The organism is Thauera sp. (assembly GCF_035444905.1).
Classification (GTDB): Bacteria; Pseudomonadota; Gammaproteobacteria; order Burkholderiales; family Rhodocyclaceae; genus Thauera.
In genome coordinates this window covers 1-18,062 of the sequence record NZ_DAOMPS010000068.1, presented here as the reverse complement: position 1 = coordinate 18,062, position 18,062 = coordinate 1, and the positions used below count along the sequence as shown (strand labels likewise).

15 protein-coding genes and 1 pseudogene are annotated in these 18,062 nt (G+C 63.8%); 9 read left to right on the top strand and 7 right to left on the bottom strand.

Annotated elements, in window-relative coordinates:
- Positions 1 to 169: IS1634 family transposase N-terminal domain-related protein (locus tag PLC66_RS22990; RefSeq protein WP_503012248.1), on the bottom strand; the 169-nt coding region annotated here is incomplete at its 3' end.
- Between the two features lie 160 nt (positions 170 to 329).
- Here PLC66_RS22990 and PLC66_RS19950 point away from each other — a divergent pair.
- A pseudogene (locus PLC66_RS19950) lies at positions 330 to 542 on the top strand (transposase); the annotation flags it as partial.
- Between the two features lie 129 nt (positions 543 to 671).
- Here the strand turns inward: PLC66_RS19950 and PLC66_RS19945 are convergent.
- From PLC66_RS19945 to PLC66_RS19930, 4 genes are all read right to left on the bottom strand, one after another.
- Positions 672 to 1,100: a hypothetical protein gene (locus PLC66_RS19945; RefSeq protein WP_324543765.1), complete on the bottom strand. Its 429-nt coding sequence runs from the start codon at positions 1,098 to 1,100 to the stop codon at positions 672 to 674.
- Positions 1,100 to 1,678, bottom strand: coding sequence for a hypothetical protein (locus PLC66_RS19940; protein ID WP_324543763.1), 579 nt, complete (start codon positions 1,676 to 1,678; stop codon positions 1,100 to 1,102). Before PLC66_RS19940 ends, PLC66_RS19945 begins: the two co-directional genes overlap by 1 nt.
- Positions 1,675 to 3,009: a hypothetical protein gene (locus PLC66_RS19935; protein ID WP_324543761.1), complete on the bottom strand. Its 1,335-nt coding sequence runs from the start codon at positions 3,007 to 3,009 to the stop codon at positions 1,675 to 1,677. The genes PLC66_RS19940 and PLC66_RS19935 overlap by 4 nt, the downstream gene beginning before the upstream one ends.
- 658 nt (positions 3,010 to 3,667) lie before the next feature.
- Positions 3,668 to 5,248 (bottom strand): MFS transporter, encoded by a 1,581-nt coding sequence (locus PLC66_RS19930; protein WP_324543758.1) that lies wholly within the window; start codon positions 5,246 to 5,248, stop codon positions 3,668 to 3,670.
- A 338-nt stretch (positions 5,249 to 5,586) separates the two neighbouring features.
- On the opposite strand from PLC66_RS19930, the gene PLC66_RS19925 reads away from it, so the two are divergent.
- From PLC66_RS19925 to PLC66_RS19890, 8 genes are all read left to right on the top strand, one after another.
- Entirely contained in the window at positions 5,587 to 6,564 is a 978-nt protein-coding gene (locus PLC66_RS19925; protein ID WP_324543756.1) for an OB-fold domain-containing protein, read from the top strand.
- 10 nt (positions 6,565 to 6,574) lie between these two features.
- On the top strand, positions 6,575 to 7,708 hold the full coding sequence (locus PLC66_RS19920) for an acyl-CoA dehydrogenase family protein (RefSeq protein WP_324543754.1): 1,134 nt from the start codon (positions 6,575 to 6,577) through the stop codon (positions 7,706 to 7,708).
- Positions 7,680 to 8,099 (top strand): MaoC family dehydratase, encoded by a 420-nt coding sequence (locus PLC66_RS19915; protein WP_324543752.1) that lies wholly within the window; start codon positions 7,680 to 7,682, stop codon positions 8,097 to 8,099. Before PLC66_RS19920 ends, PLC66_RS19915 begins: the two co-directional genes overlap by 29 nt.
- Before the next feature lie 19 nt (positions 8,100 to 8,118).
- Positions 8,119 to 9,297 (top strand): lipid-transfer protein, encoded by a 1,179-nt coding sequence (locus PLC66_RS19910; protein ID WP_324525350.1) that lies wholly within the window; start codon positions 8,119 to 8,121, stop codon positions 9,295 to 9,297.
- A gap of 17 nt (positions 9,298 to 9,314) precedes the next feature.
- Positions 9,315 to 10,481 (top strand): acyl-CoA dehydrogenase family protein, encoded by a 1,167-nt coding sequence (locus PLC66_RS19905; protein WP_324543750.1) that lies wholly within the window; start codon positions 9,315 to 9,317, stop codon positions 10,479 to 10,481.
- Positions 10,482 to 10,501: 20 nt separating this feature from the next.
- Positions 10,502 to 11,725, top strand: coding sequence for an acyl-CoA dehydrogenase family protein (locus tag PLC66_RS19900; RefSeq protein WP_324543748.1), 1,224 nt, complete (start codon positions 10,502 to 10,504; stop codon positions 11,723 to 11,725).
- 13 nt (positions 11,726 to 11,738) lie between these two features.
- Positions 11,739 to 12,905 (top strand): acyl-CoA dehydrogenase family protein, encoded by a 1,167-nt coding sequence (locus PLC66_RS19895; protein ID WP_324543746.1) that lies wholly within the window; start codon positions 11,739 to 11,741, stop codon positions 12,903 to 12,905.
- A gap of 104 nt (positions 12,906 to 13,009) precedes the next feature.
- Positions 13,010 to 14,428 carry a DHA2 family efflux MFS transporter permease subunit gene (locus PLC66_RS19890; protein ID WP_324543743.1) on the top strand — a complete coding sequence of 473 codons (1,419 nt, stop codon included), beginning with the start codon at positions 13,010 to 13,012 and terminating at the stop codon, positions 14,426 to 14,428.
- 439 nt (positions 14,429 to 14,867) lie between these two features.
- Here the strand turns inward: PLC66_RS19890 and PLC66_RS19885 are convergent, their stop codons facing one another.
- Positions 14,868 to 16,574 carry an ATP-binding protein gene (locus PLC66_RS19885; protein WP_324543741.1) on the bottom strand — a complete coding sequence of 569 codons (1,707 nt, stop codon included), beginning with the start codon at positions 16,572 to 16,574 and terminating at the stop codon, positions 14,868 to 14,870.
- On the bottom strand, positions 16,571 to 17,713 hold the full coding sequence (locus PLC66_RS19880) for an SIR2 family protein (protein ID WP_324543739.1): 1,143 nt from the start codon (positions 17,711 to 17,713) through the stop codon (positions 16,571 to 16,573). Before PLC66_RS19880 ends, PLC66_RS19885 begins: the two co-directional genes overlap by 4 nt.
- Between the last annotated feature and the right edge of the window lie 349 nt (positions 17,714 to 18,062).

Below are 18,062 nucleotides of genomic sequence, written 5' to 3'. Positions count from 1 at the left end.
CGGTGACCTTCAGCAGGCCGTTGATCACCGCGTCGAGCGAACCATCGACCTGCTCGGCGCGGCCGAGCGTGGCGACGGTGCGCTTCTTCACCCGTCCCGCTTCGTCCCGATAGGACTCGACGAGTTGGACGTAGCGGCGGCCTCCGGAGGTGGTGAGCTTGACGTGCATGCCGCCACTCTACCCAGGCACAAGGCCTCGTCAAGTTTGAAGGTGGCTGTTACAAACGTGCCACCACAGCACTTTTGCGATCATGGCCTTGAAACCCGCGCCGGTGCTGAAGGCACTTTCCGAAAAGGGGGCGAAAATCGGGGTTAAGTGTCGAACCCCGGTGCACTGGATGCTCGACGTCTGCTTCGGCGAGGACTACTGCATGATCCGCAAGGACAACGCGCCGCAGAACCTCTCGCTGCTCAAGAAGATCGTGCTGAACCTGATTCGTGCGGACAAGACCGATACCGCCAAGACGAGCCTGCGACTCAAGCGCAAGCGGGCGGCCTGGGATGACGATATCCGTATGAAAATGGTCGGGATTCATCCGTAGTAACTTTCGAGTGCGATGGCCCTGGCGGGCGACGGCCATCGATTCATAAGCGATCTTCTGTCAATAGTTCATTGGGATGATGTCAGTCACACTATGCCTGTTGGGAATTCGGGTGACGGTGCCCCTGGCTCAATCGCTTCGTGCCGTGCTGAAATAGTAAGCGTTGATCGGCATGGCCAGGAAGGCAAGCAGTCCGCCGATGATCTTTACCCGTTCGAGCAGAGTGTCGATCGGTTCGCTCTGGTCGAGATGTCCCTGACCAAGCAGGTATAGCAGGATCAGGTTGTATGCCACGGTGAGCACCACGGCCAGTCTGTTCACGAAGCGCTCAAATGCGACACTCTTCGGAAGCGGGAATGGCTTAATGAACCAACAGGCGAGCGCCGCACCGACGTTAGCTCCGTAGATCGCGCCTATGAGGGTATACACTGTTACCCGGTCTGCCGGAAGCAGGAATGGAATCCCATTGACCGTTGTCCGTATGAAATAGGACTCGACGACTAGCACCGCGGCAAGAAAGCTTGCTACCCAGACAGCGGTGAGGGCTGCCCGCGTCATCACGGCTGGGCCTCGGCTACGATTTTCATGTGCGTTTGCAGCAACTCGACGAGGCGGTCTACGAAGAACTTTCCCGAGTAGCGGTCACCGTCAACCTGCGACCATCTCGAAAGTGCGCCACGCGAGTACAGACGTGCAGAAATGCGGTAGCGGAAAATGTTTTCGCTTGTATCGTGTTCGCCGTCGTAGGCGATTCCGTAGATCGCCGGCCGCAGGGTCAGGTTCGGAAAGGACTGGTTGTATGACGCAACGAGCTCGGCGGGAATAGGGGCGATATCGGTTTCCCAGGGGGTACGCGGAGGAATTATCGCGTCGAGCTCCAGCGTAGGTTCTACCACGCTCAACTGAAGATCCTGTAGTGCCTGCACCAACGTCTGCGAAGCAATCGAAGTTTCACGGTTCTCCGGAATCCGGACCTTTCCGAGAATTGCCCCACCGCCGATGCCGGCTAGCGGATAATAATAGGGTTGTATAAAGGTCCATTCTGCCTCCGAATAGGCTTCCTTGAATATGCCGGCACCACTGCAGGCCGCCAAAAGTACCGGAAGACAGCACACAGTAATTATCGCGCGTTTCATCGATTGGCCCTTGTGTGCTCTGTGCCGAAGTAGGTGAAGAAGATATCGCGCAATAGATCATGGTGGCTTGCGGCTAGCCGTGCGCGTTCGATGATCGAAACGTCTGCATCAGTCGGCGGTGCGGTAACTTTCTCGAAGTAGTCCTCAAACGGCGACTGAAAGAGATCCTGGGGAAGGACCATGCCTGAGTGACGCAAAGCATCAATCCAGAGTGCGTGTTGAATGGCGTCTATGATCATATCCGCGTATGCCTGTACGCTCTTGTTGCGTTCGTCCTGCGGGGGGTAGATACAACCTGGGATGGAGCCGAGGGCACTATCGAAATTGGCGAGGCCATAGGCATGGCGAAAGAAGTGCTCGTGGTCTGAAACGGTAGAACTCAGCGCAACCAGAGCCTGTGCGCTTCTTCCTGAGGCTGTCCCGTCCGGGCGCAGGGTTAACCTTGGCAGTGAGTCAAAATTTGCAATGGCGTTGAGCAATACGGAATACTTATCCGCATCGAACTCGCGGCTTTGTGCTTCGGTACATTGCAGCGTGACTGGGAAGTGGCCCAAGGCTAGGTGGGCCAGTTCATGTGCAGCGAAAAACGCGATCGCACCCAGAAAGGATTTCTCCAGTGCGCGAGATCGCTCGATGATCGCCATGTCGGCAAGGCGCGTCTGCAACACCCCGAACGTGCCGGCCATCGAACGCTCTAGCAGGTCTCCATCGCCCACCGTTCTAGCTCCCTTGGCGAAACCGCTCATATCGCTCAACGGTTGCAGCGATGACATCTTCTCCAGTTCCGAGCTGAATGTCGCAAAGCGCGAGAAAGCGAGTTGCTCCTTCGACATATCAGCGGTTGTGTCCTCGATAAGTTTCTGGTCGAACTCGTCTATTGCGGGGGCAATAGACGGGAATGACCACCACCCATTGCCAACGTCATCGATAAGGGTGCTGAGGAGCGCAGACCTGTAGATTGCCTGGACCACCTTCACATCGACGAACAGGCGTCCCGATCCTTCAATCGCCGCTACAGATTTGCCCTGGTTCAAGACGGTGATGTTTAGCTTGCCTGGCACGGGGCGCAACTCTGGATGGGCCCGCGATAGGAGTGCAGCATGGCGCAGCCGCGTCGCGTCCACTCTCGTGACCACGCTATCCAGTAGATTCTCTATCTCCTTCAGTTGCTTGGCAGTCAGGTCCGGAAGGAGGTCGGGGTCGGAGGGAACGCCATCGGGGTAAAATAGGCGGCTAGCCCCAAGCAAGAAAGTTCCACGCGCATTAGCCACCGTCAGAGGGCGTGATAAGGTCTGGCCGACGTATTCGTGATTCTCGAACAGGGTGATCAAGAGGCGCTCAGTGCTGCAGCCACCAGTCAAAGTGACAATGCAGAGTGTCACTATTGCGAATTGGCCGCCCCATGCACGTGCATCGTTGATCATCGTGCTCCCCCGACTGTAACGGCATGCCTACCAAGATCGGTCTTGCTGCTTGAATATATAGCATATCGTTTGGAGGTGAGTATGTCTCTCGCACGCAGGATATCTCCAAGCGTCTGAGCGGATCAGTGCGCGCAGACCAACACTCACAAGCCGTCCCTGTTACGGCTGCGCCGTTGTCAATGCGGAAATACGACGTCAGTGGCATCGCGAGCACTGTGCCCTGCAAGGCTGTATTGGGCTGAAGGATGAGGTGCAGTCGTTTGGGCACAGTGGAGTTGAAGTTGGAGTTGCCGCCTTACGGTGGACAGGTTGTCGCTTTGAACGGCGGCAATGGTCTAGATGGTCTGGCTTTGTTTAGATGGTCGACCAGCAGCCCTCTGCGTCAAGTTTCGTCGCGCCCGTCATTACAGCAATCAACGATGCTGCTCTAACCCAGTTCGGCACACGGTACCCACTTCACGATCAAGGGCGACTGCCTCTCGGCATCGTAATTTGTCCAGCCCCGTGAGCCCTCCGCCCCCAACTGCGGTGGACTCCGCGACCTCGCCCTTCGCAAGCAGCCCCCTCAGCCCATCCGCGCCTGCGCTTCCCCTGTCACCGCTGCCGCGCGCGTGCGCGCCAGTCGCAGGCTCAGCACCAGCGCCAGCCCGATCAGTCCGAGCAGCATGTAGCCTACGTTGGTGAGGGCGGCGTTCAGGCCGGCGACGTTCGCCTCGGAGAGCACGGCCTCGGCCGACAGGCCGTTTTCGCCCAGGCGGGCGGTGACCTCGGCTGGCACCTCGCGCGCCCGGCTCCCGGCAGCGCGTGCCAGCGCCTCCAGGCTTGCCGGATCGAGGCCGAGCGCGGCGGTCTGACGGCTGATCGCAGCCTGGGTGGCGTAGGCCAGGCTGGCGCCGAACACCGCCAGCGACAGTGACGAGCCGGTGGGGCTGCCGAGGTCGCGGAACATGCTGAACAGGCCGCTGCCGGCGCCCATGTTCTTGGCGGGCACCGCGCCCAGCGCCAGCTTCATGATCGCCGGGGTGTTGCAGCCGATTGACAGGCCCATGATGCAGGCCACCGCGATCACCATCCACAGCGGCGTAGTGACGTCGATGTTGAGGAAGAGCAGGGTGCCGCCCAGGCTGGCGAGCATGGCGATGATGACCAGTACGCGCGGTTCGATGCGGTCGACCAGCTTGCCTGCGATCAGCGAGCTGATGAGCCCGCTGCCGTACAGGAACAGGGTGACGAAGCCGAACTGCGCTGCCGTGCCGCCCGGGCGGCTGTTGATGAAGAAGGCCAGCGAATAGACGATGCCGCTGGAGAAGATCATGTGCAGCCAGTAGATCGCCGAAGGCGTGGCGAAGGCGCCGCGCGCCAGGATGCCGAGGTCGATCACCGGATTCGGGGTGCGCTTGCTGTGCCGCCACAGCATCGCCAGCGCGCTGATGCCGACGATCACGATCGCCCAGGTGATCGGCGATTCCTTGCCGAAGTTGGTCGCCCAGGTGGGCAGCGAGAGCAGGGCGGCGATCACCGCGAACAGCAGCATCGCGCCGGTGTAGTCGAAGGCGCCCTGCTGCCTGGCCGGGGCGATCTCGGGCACCAGCAGGCGCACGGGAATGAGCCCGATCAGGGTCAGCGCGCCGCTGATCCAGTACACGCTGGGCCAGCCCAGGCGGTCGATGAGCAGGCCGCCGAGCAGCCCGCCCGAGGCCGCGCCGAAGGTCATCGTGAAGGCGAGGATGCCCAGCGCCATGCCGCGCCTGTTGTCCGGGAACAGGTGGGCCGCGTAGGCGAACACGCCGGGCAGGATGCAGGCCGCGCCCAGGCCCTGCACGAAGCGCGCGCCAAGGAAGAAGGCGAAGTTGGGCGTCCAGGCGGCGGCGAACTCCGACGCAGCGAACACCAGCATGCCGATCGTGATCACCCGCTTGCGCCCGTACTGGTCGCCCAGGCGGCCCATGATCGGCGCGAACACGGTCAGCGCTAGCGAATACAGGATCAGGATCAGCGCCGACATGTTCACCGGAATGCCGAAATGCCGGGTCACGCTCGGCAGCGCAGGGGCCTGGAAGGCGGCGGCCTCGATGGTGATGAAGGTGCCGAACAGCAGCGCGGCATACACAGCCCAGGCTGAGCGCGTGTCGGTACGTGAATCCATTGGCTGTCTCCGTATGCAGCGCATGCGGATGCGCGCCGCCTTGTTCTGTCGGGCGGATGGTCGTTCCCGGGGGGTGGGGGCACATCGTCCGATGGGACTAAAGCGAGCTCGGAAACGAACGCCGGCGATTGGCACCCGGTTCGCTGCCGAATGTCGGGTTTCGCTTGCCTTGTCCATCGTCCGTTCAGACGAAGTGCCGCGGAGGGCCCTGCTCTTAGACTCGCTACAAGCGCTGCGTAAAGGATCGGCCTCATCCGCGATGAGGGCTCCGCTCGCAGCAGGGTCCAGCAGGCGCGGCAGCATCGGCTCGGCGCCTCACACAACCGCAGGAGACGAACTTGGCTGAACAGGAATGGATGTCCGAAGTGCGTGCCAAGGTGGGTCGCGAGTACGGTCGCGTCTACGCCTGGGACGAGGTGAACGCGCCGATGATCCGGCAGTGGTGCGAGGTGATGGGCGTGGACAATCCGCTCTACCTCGACGCGGACTATGCCGCGACCACCGAATTCGGCGGCATCGTGGCGCCGCCGGCGATGCTGCAGGCCTGGTGTCTAGAAGGCCTGCACATGAACAACTATGCGCCGGGCTCGACCGACGAGAACCCCTACGAGGTGCTGAAGACCCTCGAGGCGCACGGCTTCCCCTCGGTGGTGGCGGTGAACTCCGACCTCAGCTTCGAGCGCTACGTGAAGCTGGGCGAGAAGCTCTACTACACCACCCGCCTCGATGCGGTCGGCGAGGAGAAGACCACGGCCCTCGGCACCGGCTACTTCGTCACCCTGATCATGAGCTTCTTCTCGCAGAAGCCAGAAGGTGACGAGAAGGTCGGCCAGCTGCTGTTCCGCGTCTTCAAGTTCCGCCCCGCCAACGTGCCCAAGCCGGTCGAGAAGGGCGCGGCCCCGGCAGTGCCCAAGTTCAAGCGCCCGAAGCCGGGCGTCAGCGACGACACCCGCTTCTTCTGGGAAGGCGTCGAGGCCGGCAAGCTGCGGATCCAGCGCTGCACCTGCTGCAGCACGCTGCGCCATCCGCCGGCGCCGGTGTGCATCAAGTGCCATTCCTTCGACTGGGACACGGTCGAGGCGTCCGGCAAGGGCAGCCTGTATTCGTTCGTGGTGATGCACTACCCCGAGGTGCCGCCCTTCGAGCACCCCAACCCGATCGGCCTCATCGAGCTCGACGAGGGCGTGCGCCTGATCGCCGGCCTGGTCGGCGTCAAGCGCGATGAGATCAAGATCGGCCAGCGCGTGCAGGTCGAGTTCCAGTCCTTCGACGACGGCGAACTGACCCTGCCGATGTTCCGCCCGGTTGCGGCCTGAGGAGACGAGCATGGATTTTCAACTGACTGACGACCAGCGCGCCATCGCCGACATGGCGGGCAGCCTGTTCGGCGACCTGTGCACCGACGACCGCCTGCGCGCCTTCGACACCGCCGGCGAGCCCTTCATGGCCGACCTGTGGAAGCAGTGCGTGGAAACCGGCCTGCATGCGCTGGCGATTCCCGAGGAAGCGGGCGGCACCGGGCTCGGCATGACCGAGCTGATGCTGGTGCTCGAGGCCCAGGGCCGCGGCCTCGGCCATGTGCCGCTGTGGCGCCACCAGCTCGCCGCCGCCACGCTGGCGCGCTTCGGTGGTGCCAACGGTGCCGAGATCGCTGCGGCCGCTGCCGAGAGCAAGCTGATGATCACGCTGTCGCTCGGTGCGGCAGCGCGTGCCCACGGCGTCGCGCTCAAGGCGCGCCGCGAGGGTGAGGGCTGGGTGCTGGACGGCAAGGTCGCCGCCGTGGCGCTGGGTGCGGAAGTGTGCCGCGCGCTGCTGCTGGCCGAGACCGACGACGGCCCCCGGCTGGTGTCGGTGAATCTGCGCGACGCGGGCATCGAGAAAGTGCCCGGCGTGTTCACACACCGCGAGGCGGTCGCCGACCTCGGCTTCCGCGCTCATCGCCTGGCCGCCGACGCGGTGCTGCCCGAGGCTGCGCTGCCCTGGCTGGAGCAGCGCGCGATCGCCGCGATCGCGGCATTGCAGCTGGGCGTCAGCGTCGAGCAGGTGCGCCGCACGGTCGAGTACATCAACGAGCGCCGCCAGTTCGACCGCGCCATCGCCACCTTCCAGGCGGTACAGATGAGCATGGCCGACGCCCACATCGCGATCGAGGCGCTGCGCTCCGCGCTTTGGCAGCTCGTGTATCGCCTGGACGCCGGCCTGCCGTCGCCGTCCGAGGCGCTGGCGGTCAAGTACCTCGCGGCCGAGTGCGGCCATCTCGTCGGCCACAAGGCGCAGCACGTGCATGGCGGCATCGGTGTCGATCTGACCTACCCGATCCACCGCTACCTGTACTGGAGCCGCGCGCTCGGCATCACCCTGGGCGGCAGCGCCGCCACGCTCGAACGACTCGGCGACTGGCTCGCCAACAACGACAAGCTGGGATGGAAATATGACCTCGAAGAACAGCAAGCGCTTTGACGACGTGCGCCCCGGCGAGGCGCTGCCGGAACTGGCGATCCCGATCACGACGACGCTGATTGCCTCGACCGCGATCGCCACCCGTGACTATTTCCCGGGCCATCACGACATGGAGGCCGCCCAGCAGCTCGGCTCGCCGCACGTGTTCATGAACATCCTCACCACCAGTGGCCTCACCCAGCGCTTCATCGAGGGCTGGGCCGGTCCGGCGGCGCGCTTCAAGGATCTCAAGATCAAGCTCGGCGCGCCCAACTACCCGGGCGACACCATGACCTTCAGCGGCGAGGTCGTCCGCACCGACGCGGCCCGCCGCGAGGTGGAAGTCGCGCTCAAGGGCAAGAACTCGATGGGCAGCCACGTGACCGGTTCGGCCACGCTGGTGCTGCCCTGACACGCGGAGAACCGAACTCATGACGGATATGTCCCTTTCCGGCCGCGCCGCCATCGTTGGCCTGGGCGCGACCGAATTCTCCAAGAACTCCGGCCGCACCGAGTTGCGCCTGGCGATGGAATCGACGCTGGCCGCGCTCGCCGATGCCGGCATCGATCCCTCCGAGGTCGAGGGCTTCTCGTCCTACACCATGGACAAGGTGCCCGACTACGAGATCGCGCGCTTGCTCGGCTGCAAGAACGTCAAGTTCTTCTCCCAGATCCCGCACGGCGGCGGCGCCGCCTGCGCGCCGGTGGTGCATGCCGCGATGGCGGTGGCGACCGGCCTGGCCAAGGTGGTGGTGGTGTTCCGTGCGATGAACGAGCGCTCCTGGTACCGCTTCGGTACCGGCACCTACGGCTTCGGCTCGACGCCGATCTTCGAGAACGTGAACTACGGCTGGTACATGCCCTACGGCTTCCACACCCCGGCCGCCTGGGTGGGCATGTTCGCCCAGCGTTACATGCACGAATACGGCGCGACCAGCGAGGACTTCGGCCGCGTGTCGGTGGCGGTGCGTGACTTCGCCGCCACCAACCCGGCCGCCTTCTTCTACGGCAAGCCGATCACGCTCGAAGAGCATCAGGCCTCGAAGTGGATCGCCGAGCCGCTGCGCCTGCTCGACTGCTGCCAGGAGTCCGACGGCGCGGTGGCGATGGTCATCACCTCGGCCGAGCGCGCCCGCGACCTCAAGCAGAAGCCGGTGATCATCAAGGCCGGCTCGCAGGGCATCACCGAGGGCCAGCAGAGCATGACCTCCTACTACCGCGACGACATCACCGGCCTGCCGGAGATGGGCGTGGTGGCCAAGGAGCTCTACGCCCAGTCCGGCCTCGGTCCCGATGCCTTCCAGACCGCGGTGATCTACGACCACTTCACCCCCTTCGTGCTGCCGCAGCTGGAAGAGTTCGGCTTCTGCAAGCGCGGCGAGGCGAAGGACTTCATCCGCGCCGGCGAGCACGCCCGCGGCGGCAAGCTGCCGATCAACACCCACGGCGGCCAGCTGGGCGAAGCCTACATCCACGGCATGAACGGCGTGGCCGAGGCGGTGCGCCAGGTGCGCGGCACCGCGGCCAACCAGGTGGCCGATGTCGAGAACGTGCTGGTCACCGCCGGTACCGGCGTGCCCACCAGCGGCCTCATCCTCGGCGTCGCCTGAGCGAAGGAGAACGAACGATGTTCGTCGATCTGACCCCGGAACAACACGCGCTGCGCCTGAAGGTGCGCGACTACTTCCAGACCCTGATGACCCCCGAGCTGCGCAGCGAGCTGCGCGGCAAGGAAGGCGGCGAGCTGTACCGCAACACCATCCGCAAGATGGGTGCGGACGGCTGGCTGGCGGTGGGCTGGCCCAAGGAGCACGGCGGCCAGGGCTATGCCGCCACCGAGCAGCTGATCTTCTTCGAGGAAGCCAACATCGCTGGCGCGCCGCTGCCCTTCGTCACCATCAGCACGGTCGGTCCGGCGCTGATGGAGGCGGGCACCGAGCTGCAGAAGAAGAAGTTCCTGCCCGGCATTGCCGCCGGCGAGATCATGTTCGCCATCGGCTATTCCGAGCCGGAAGCCGGCTCCGACCTCGCCACGCTCAAGACCAGCGCGCGGCTGGAAGGCGACCACTTCGTGGTCAATGGCAACAAGCTGTGGACCTCGGGCGCCGAGGCGGCCGACTACGTCTGGCTCGCCGCGCGCACCGACCCCAACCTGCCGCGTCACAAGGGCGTGTCCATCCTGATTCTGGACACCACGGCCGAAGGCTTCTCGCACACCGTCATCCCGACCTGCAGCAACCCCACCGCCGCCACCTACTACGACAACGTCAAGGTGCCCAAGGACATGCTGGTCGGCGAGCTCAACGGCGGCTGGAAGCTGATCACCGCCCAGCTCAACCACGAGCGCCTCGGCCTGGGTTCGTGGTCGGACAAGGTCGTCGCCCTGTTCCGCCGCGTGCTGCTGTGGGCCAAGGCCCAGGACGAGAACGGCCGCCGCGCGGTCGATGCGGCCTGGGTGCGCAGCCTGCTCGCCGAGTGCTACGCCAAGATCGAAGCCATGCGGCTGATCAACTTCCGGATCGCCGCCGACCTCGAGCGCGGCCACATGGACGTGGCGCTGGCCTCGGCCACCAAGGTGTACGGCTCGGAGTCGGTGGTCGATATCCTGCGCAAGCTGTCCGAGATCGTCGGCGCCAGCGGCCTGGTGCGCGAAGGCTCGGCCGCCGCGGCCCTGCTCGGCGAGCTCGAGTACGAGGTGCGCGCCTCGGTCACGCTGACCTTTGGCGGCGGCACCAACGAGATCCAGCGCGAACTGGTGGCACAGTTCGGCCTCGGCATGCCGCGTTCGCGCTGAACCCCGCACAGGAACAGAAGATGAGCACCCTCGAAGATTTTCGCCGCGAGACCCGGGCCTGGCTCGAGGCCAACTGCCCGCAATCGATGCGCACCGCGATGCCCGACGGCGAGCTGGTGTGGGGCGGGCGCACGGTCGAGTTCAAGAACGCGGACCAGCGCCTGTGGTTCGAGCGCATGCGCGACAAGGGCTGGTTCTGCCCCGACTGGCCGGCCGCGTATGGCGGCGGCGGGCTGAGCCCGGAGCAGAACGCGGTGCTCGAGTCCGAGATGCGCCGCCTGCGCTGCCGTCCGCCGCAGATCAACCTCGGCATCTGGATGCTGGGCCCGGTGGTGCTGGAGTTCGGCACGGAAGAGCAGAAGCGCGAGCTGCTGCCGCCGATGGCGCGCGGCGAGATCCGCTGGTGCCAGGGCTTCTCCGAGCCCAACGCCGGCTCCGACCTCGCCAGCCTCAAGACCAGCGCGGTCGATGCCGGGGATCACTTCGTGGTCAATGGCACCAAGATCTGGACCTCCTACGGCGACAAGTCGGACTGGATGTACATGCTGGTGCGCACCAACCCCGACGTGCCCAAGCAGCAGGGCATCAGCCTGCTGGTGGTCGACATGGCGTCGCCGGGCATCGAGGCACGGCCGATCGACCTCATCAGCGGCAAGTCGTCCTTCTGCCAGGTCTTCTTCGACAACGTGAAGGTGCCCAAGCGCCAGCTGATCGGCCCGCTCAACGGCGGCTGGACCCTGGCCAAGGCGCTGCTGCAGCACGAGCGGCGGGCGATGTCGAAGTTCGGCGAGTTCAGCCTGCCGACCCACTTCGACCTGCTGTCGATCGCCGGCAAGTACCTGCCGGCACAGGATGCGTCATCGCCGGCCGACGTCGCGCTGCGCCAGCGCGCCTACGCGATGGCGATGGACGAGATGGCCTACAGCCTCACCGCCCAGCGCATGGGCGAGGAGGCGCGCGCGCGCAAGAACGTGTCCGGGCTGATGTCGATCATGAAGCTGGTGCACTCCGAGCAGGAGAAGGACAAGTTCGAGGTGCTGGTGGACGTGCTCGGCCACCGCGCGCTGGGCTGGGAAGGCGAGGGCTTCGAGCCGCAGGAGCTGGCGATCACCAAGGCCTGGCTGGGCAGCTTCGCGCAGACCATCGCCGGCGGCTCGTCCGAGGTGCAGTTGAACGTGATCGCCAAGCGCGTGCTGGAGTTGCCCGAGGGCAACAGCGGCGGCGCCGGCAAGCAGGGCAAGTGAGGAGCAGGGTGTCATGAGTCTGGTTTATTCCGAAGAGCAGCAACTGCTGGCCGACACCGCCGCCGAGTTCCTGATGGCGAAGAGCCCGGTCACCGCCCAGCGCAAGCTGCGCGACGAGGGTGCGTCAGGGGGCTCCGCCGCCGGCTTCGACGCCGCGCTGTGGCGTGAGATGGTCGACATGGGCTGGAGCGCGATTCCCTTTCCCGAAGCGCTCGGTGGCCTTGAATTCGGCTGCAAGGGCCTGGGTGCGGTGTTCGAGCAGATCGGCCGCAACCTCTCGGCCTCGCCGCTGCTGTCGAGCATCGTGCTCGGCGGCTCGGTGATCGAGCTCACCGGCACCGAAGCGCAGCAGGCCGAGTGGATGGCGGCGCTGATCGGTGGCGACAAACGCATTGCGCTGGCGGTGGATGAGACGCCGCGCCACGACCCGAGCGCGGTCGCGCTGCGCGCCGCGCGTGACGGTGATGGTTATGTGCTGACCGGGACCAAGGCCTTCGTCGCCGACGGCGTTGGGGCGGACGCCTTCATCGTTGCCGCGCGCACCGGCGCTCAGGCGGGCGAGCAGGGCGGCATCAGCCTGTTCGTCGTCGTCGCGGATGCGTCGGGCGTGCAGGTGTCGCCGATGAAGACGCTGGATTCGCGCAACCACGCCACGCTGGTGCTGAACGAAGTGCGCGTCGGCGCCGCGGCGCTGCTCGGCGCGGAAGGCGAGGGCTTCGCTGCGCTCGACGCGGCGCTCGATCGTGGCCGGGTGTGCCTGGCGGCCGAGCTGCTCGGCGCGACGCAGAGCCTGTTCGACACCACCGTCGAGTACCTGAAGACGCGCGTGCAGTTCGACGTGCCGATCGGCAGCTTCCAGGCCCTGCAGCACCGCGCCGCGTGGTGCTACGCGCACCTGCAGCTCGCACGCAGCGCGGTGATGGCCGGCCTGGCGGCGATGGATGACCCGGCGCTCGACGCCGCCGCGCGCGCGCGCATGGCCAGCCTCGCCAAGTGGAAGGCCGGCGACGCCGCCCACCGCATCAGCCGCGAGGCGGTGCAGATGCACGGCGGCATGGGCGTCACCGACGAGCTCGACGTCGGCCTCCATCTCAAGCGCATCCGAGTCGCCCAGGCCAGCCTCGGCGATGGCGACTTCCACGTGCAGCGCTATGGCGACCTGAGCGCGGTCGAGGCCTGATCGATGGCGGCCGGCGGCGCGCGTCCTCCCGGCGGCAAGCGTGCGCTCGCCGCCGGCGAGGGCAGGGCACGCAGGCGGTTCGCGGACTGAGGCGGGCGGGCACGATGCGCTGGCTGCCGCAGCCCCGACCACGCGAGGAACTGCTCGCCCGCCACGGCGAGGCCTTCAAGTGGCTGGCGCTGACGGTAGTCGGGCTCGGCACGATCGCCGCGGTGCTTGCAACGACCAGCTTCAACGTCGCCGTGCCGGCGCTGGGCGCATCCTTCGGCCTCGGCCAGCATCAGGTGCAGTGGGCGATCACCGGTTTCATGGCGGCGCTCACCGTCGCCATGCTGCCCACGCCCTGGGTGCTGGACCGCATCGGCTTCCGCCGCCTCTTCCTCGGCGCCAACCTGCTGCTGGGGCTGAGCAGCGTCGCCGGGGCGCTGGGCGACAGCTTCGGCTTCGTCGTAGCCATGCGCATCGTGCAGGGCGTGGCCGCGGGCCTGCTGCAACCGCTGCCGATGCTGGCGGTGATGCGCCTGTTCCCGGCCGGCAGCCAGGGGCGGGCGCACGGGCTGCTCGGCTTCGGCATCGTGCTGGCACCGGCGGTCGCGCCGGCGCTGGCGGGCGTCCTGCTCGACCGCTTCGGCTGGCCCTCGATCTTCCTGATGAGCCTGCCGTTCTGCGTGGTCGCCGGCGTGCTGGGCCTGTATCTCCTGCCGCGCCACGAGCCGTCGCCGGGCCACCGCTTCGACTGGCTCGGCGTGGCCATCCTGTGCGCCGCCTCGCTGCTGGCGATCGACTTCATCGCCAGCCTGCGCGGGCATGGCCTGCTCGCGCCGCGCACGCTGGCGCTGCTCGGCCTGTCGGTGCTGTGCGCGCTGGCCTTCGTACGCCATGCGCGGCGGGCGTCGGCGCCGATCGTGTCGCTCGAGCTGTTCGCCGAGCGCAGCTTCGCGATGGCTGCGCTGGTCACCGTCGTGTACGGCTTCGGCCTCTACGCCTCCACCTACCTGATCCCGGTCTTCCTGCAGAGCGCGCTCGGCTACGACGCCACCTACGCCGGCCTGGCCCTGCTGCCTTCGGGCATCCTGCTCGCGGTGGTGATTCCGCTTGCCGGCGTGCTCACCGATCGCTATTCGCCGCGCTGGATCACGGTATGGGGGCTGGCGCTGTTCGGGCTGTCCTTCGTGCTGTTCGCCTGGCGGGGCGGGGCGATCAGCTACGCCGAGGTTGTCGGCTTCAGCCTGGTCGGGCGCCTCGGCCTCGGGCTGACGGTGCCGGCGCTGATGGTCGCGACCATGGCCCATGTCGCACCGGCGCGGCTGGGCCAGGCGTCGATGGTCAGCAACTACACCCGCCAGCTGGGCGGCGTGCTCGGCGTGGCGGTGGTGGCGGTGTTCGTCGAGTGGCGCACGACTGCGCACGGCGCGGCGGCCGATGGCGTCTTCCTGGCCTATGCGCAGGCCTTCCTGCTGCTGGCGCTGAGCTTCGGCCTTGCCGTCATGGTGGCGGTGCGCATGCGACCGGGGAAAGGCTGAACCGCTCCTAGCGGGCTGGAGCGCTGCCGGTTGTTGAGGGCCCTACGGTGGGCTTGGCCTGCAACAAGGCGACGGGCGGCATTTCGGCCTGAACGGCCATTGGCGGCCTGCGCTTGGACAGTCGGCACCTCGTCACATTGCAGCCGTTCGATTCGGTCCGCCGGAAAAACCTGAGCCGACGACCTTGGATGACCACTTACCGAAAAACGCTACTCACCCTTTCGACCCTAAGCAGCCAAATGACGAATGCTACAAGCGTGACTCCTTGCCGATCTTAAAGCCGCCGGCCAGCATTCTCCCGTCGCTGCCAGGTGCTCAACCACTCTGCCCCAGTGACCCTTGCTCGCGCTATTGCCTACGCTGAAATAGCAACTCGACTTGCATCAGTACAGCGTTAACTGCATCTTCCTGTAGGTTCGGCGGAATGATTTGCTTTGTCTCATTTGGTTTGATAACGCCATCTGTTCGCGATGGTCCCAAGCTGTGCTTCGGTTATAGGGGGCGCCTGCCAGCCCTTATCGAAATCGATGTCGTTCGACCTCGGTAATTGCTCCGGTGTCAGTGTGCGGACCAGAATCCTCGACGGAAGAATTGCTGCCTGGCCAACAAAGATGGCTTCTTGACGTCTCAGCCCAGAAAGCATTTTCGTGAGGCCAGCCATCGAGTCGGGAAGTATCGCGCGGACATGCTCCCGGTCGGCGTCATTTGTGATCCGGAGAATGATCCAACTGTTGCACTGCGATAGCACCGTAGCTTCAACTTCACTCGGGCGTTGCGAAACCAAGAGAAGTCCCAATCCATACTTTCGACCTTCCTTCGCAATTCGACGAATAGCCTCTTGAGCAGCTTCATATTGAGCCTCGCCACGATTCGGGACATAGCGGTGTGCTTCTTCGCAAACCAGCAAGACCGGATCATTTTGCCGTTCATCCGCAGTCTGCCAGACCTTCAAGTTGAACAGAATTCTGGCAATTACGGCACTCGAAACGCCAGCGACCTCGTTAGGAACCCCGGAAAGATCGACGATGCGAGGTTGGTTGCCGTCACTGGCAATCTGGTTCAGAATCGATGGAAAGGGATCCTGCGCCGCCCCATCCCACTCTTTCATCATGAACGCGAGTCGTGCATCGCGAATCAATGCATCGAGCTTCTCCAAGATGGAGTTGTGGGAGTCTTGCTTGCTGGCCTGCGGCGGCTTGTCGGCTTCAATCCCCGCTATTAATTTTGAGAGCTTGTATGGCACTGGCGAATCAACAGTGATTTTCGTGGGATCTAAGCCCAAAGCCGTTGCGCCTTCGATTCTCGCCGTTAACAGCGCCGTCTTCACGATGTTGGCCTGCGAAGTGGCTACGAACTCAGTCTTCCCAATCACCAGCGCTACTGTTTCGGTAAAATTTAGAAGCCAATATGGGAGACGCAATGAACCGTCATCTGTAGAGAGCTTTTGATGGTCCGGGAATGCCGCTGAGTATTCGTTGTGCGGATCAAGAACGACGATCCGCGGCTTCCAGTTCGTCAAGCCTGCCTCGGTCCCGCGTTCAAGCAAACTGTGAAGAACTGCGGCGACGGTTCCTGATTTTCCTGCGCCTGTAGAACCAAGAATCGCTGTATGTTTTCCTAACAGTTCATTCATTTCGGCATAGCATCTCGTCCCGCCAGCTCCGACGTGTTCGCCAAGATGGACTGCGGGGCCTTTCCCGTGGCCGTAGATGAAACGAAGCTCACGTTTTGGAGTGAGGTAAATGGTCTGCTGCGGGAGCGGATAGGTTGCTACGCCTCGGTCGAACTTTAGGTCCCAACGAGCAGGAGTGACGGTTGCGTCCCGCAGCCACTCACCTTCACCAAATAGATCTGCTTCAATGACACGCTCGTCGCTTGTCGCTTGCGCCGCAACGCCACGCTCAAGCTCATATTCCGCCTTCATTCTGAGTCGCCCGACGAAGGCGAAGATGATCCTCCGACCAAAGTGGATCTTCACTATCGAACCAAATTGCCCGATGGGGTATGTATCACCTCCAAAGATGCGGGACAGTTCGGTAATCCCCGGATTAAGTTCCGCGACGATGCGAGAGCCGTCGACTTCGATGATCGTCCCGATTGCTAAGTTCTCTATTGGATCGTTCGGATTGTGAGGTTCAGTGCTCATCGTTCGCCCCCAAGTAGCCGCGTAATGTTTTCAAATTTACACCACGGCAGATCGTCTGCGGATATCGCCGACGTTGCTCCATGAAAAAAACCCTTTCGTGCGTAGATTCGTATTTGGTCGCTAATGTGCTTGTCGTCATGAAGCCGCTTGAGGTCACCACTTGGCGCTTCGTCGAAAGTGAAGACGACGACGGTCAGCTCACCTCCTGATTCACGAAGTGCTCGCTCGATTTCGATGTTTATATGAGAATCACTGAAGCTGTAACCGCAGATGGTTAGCACGGTCTGCGTGCCGGACGGGGGGCGAAGAACGCGACGCGCTAGGTTGGATAGCTGGGCATACGGGTCTCGCTGCGTTTCCCGGTATTTCGTGGAAGCTGGCCAGATTAGAACCTTCTGATCGTTACCGGTTGGAAGTTTCAGCTTCTTGTCGATTCTCCGCGGATGAATATCACCCGGCACCTCGGTCCAATCAATCGAACCATGGAGTTTTAGGACGCGAGCTGAAAGCCCGTCAGCTTCGAAGGTTGCCATGTCCCACCAAGCGCTGTTGCCACCATTCATCCCATCGGCGTAAGGCACCTTCTGAAGCGCAAGGGCGTTCTCGATCAGCGAGTCATAGTTCAGGAGTAGGTAATCAACGGGGCGCGCCGCCCCCGTTCTGCCCGGCCGCGAGGGTCGATGCACGGCTTCGATGAACTTCAAATGAACATCCATCGACACGGGAACATCTATCACGTCGGCAATCGCTGATTTGATTTCATCTACCGCGTCCTTAAGTTGCTTTGCGGTGTAGCTCGCTCCGCCGAGCGTGGCGGTGTGATTCGTTGCACCGCGGCCACCACGTCGTTCAGCTATTGCGACCAGATCGACTAACTCGCTCAAGTAGTCCTCGATATTCGCGGCATGTGCGCCGGCGAATAGTCCTTGGATGGCCGCGAGAACTGTCTTTGTTGTGGTACTCAACTTTGTGCTTGCGAGCGTCTTGTCCGTGAGCTCTGCCATGAGAGGCAGCCCCGCACACTTGCTGCAACCAGCGCCAATAAGGAACGCTTTGCCGCTTTGTGTTAGCAGGTCATCAAGAGCGTCTAGTGCCTCGGCAAAGGCCGGCTCTTTCAACAGAGACAGATCATCGGGCATGGGTGCATTCCTTCTGGGCTATTTTCGAAAATGCCGGAGTTCTCCGCTCGGCGGCTTCGGCGCCGGCTTGTCACATAGGGGGGCGACGGTGCGGGATTGATTCTTCTTTATTTTTTTCCATCGAGCACTGCCGGACTCTTGTTGAGGGACGCATACCGAGGCGACTCAGGCTATGGTCACCGACCCGACATGCTAGCTGATTTACGGCGGGTTCTTACTGGGCGACGGTTGCTGTACGTGACTGCCGTCCGTATGTCTGCAGTCCATCAAAAGCGACGAGCGGCGGGTGCCTGGCAGGGCTCCCGCAGCTACGCGTTCATCATCAATCGTCGTCGTCATCCTCATCAGT

What these genes read in the sequence shown, in the direction of transcription:
- PLC66_RS19945 (WP_324543765.1), bottom strand. Translation starts at nt 1,100, where the DNA reads ATGACGCGGGCAGCCCTCACCGCTGTCTGGGTAGCAAGCTTTCTTGCC.
- PLC66_RS19940 (WP_324543763.1), bottom strand. Translation starts at nt 1,678, where the DNA reads ATGAAACGCGCGATAATTACTGTGTGCTGTCTTCCGGTACTTTTGGCG.
- PLC66_RS19930 (WP_324543758.1), bottom strand. Translation starts at nt 5,248, where the DNA reads ATGGATTCACGTACCGACACGCGCTCAGCCTGGGCTGTGTATGCCGCG.
- PLC66_RS19920 (WP_324543754.1), top strand. Translation starts at nt 6,575, where the DNA reads ATGGATTTTCAACTGACTGACGACCAGCGCGCCATCGCCGACATGGCG.
- PLC66_RS19915 (WP_324543752.1), top strand. Translation starts at nt 7,680, where the DNA reads ATGACCTCGAAGAACAGCAAGCGCTTTGACGACGTGCGCCCCGGCGAG.
- PLC66_RS19910 (WP_324525350.1), top strand. Translation starts at nt 8,119, where the DNA reads ATGACGGATATGTCCCTTTCCGGCCGCGCCGCCATCGTTGGCCTGGGC.
- PLC66_RS19905 (WP_324543750.1), top strand. Translation starts at nt 9,315, where the DNA reads ATGTTCGTCGATCTGACCCCGGAACAACACGCGCTGCGCCTGAAGGTG.
- PLC66_RS19900 (WP_324543748.1), top strand. Translation starts at nt 10,502, where the DNA reads ATGAGCACCCTCGAAGATTTTCGCCGCGAGACCCGGGCCTGGCTCGAG.
- PLC66_RS19895 (WP_324543746.1), top strand. Translation starts at nt 11,739, where the DNA reads ATGAGTCTGGTTTATTCCGAAGAGCAGCAACTGCTGGCCGACACCGCC.
- PLC66_RS19890 (WP_324543743.1), top strand. Translation starts at nt 13,010, where the DNA reads ATGCGCTGGCTGCCGCAGCCCCGACCACGCGAGGAACTGCTCGCCCGC.
- PLC66_RS19885 (WP_324543741.1), bottom strand. Translation starts at nt 16,574, where the DNA reads ATGAGCACTGAACCTCACAATCCGAACGATCCAATAGAGAACTTAGCA.
- PLC66_RS19880 (WP_324543739.1), bottom strand. Translation starts at nt 17,713, where the DNA reads ATGCCCGATGATCTGTCTCTGTTGAAAGAGCCGGCCTTTGCCGAGGCA.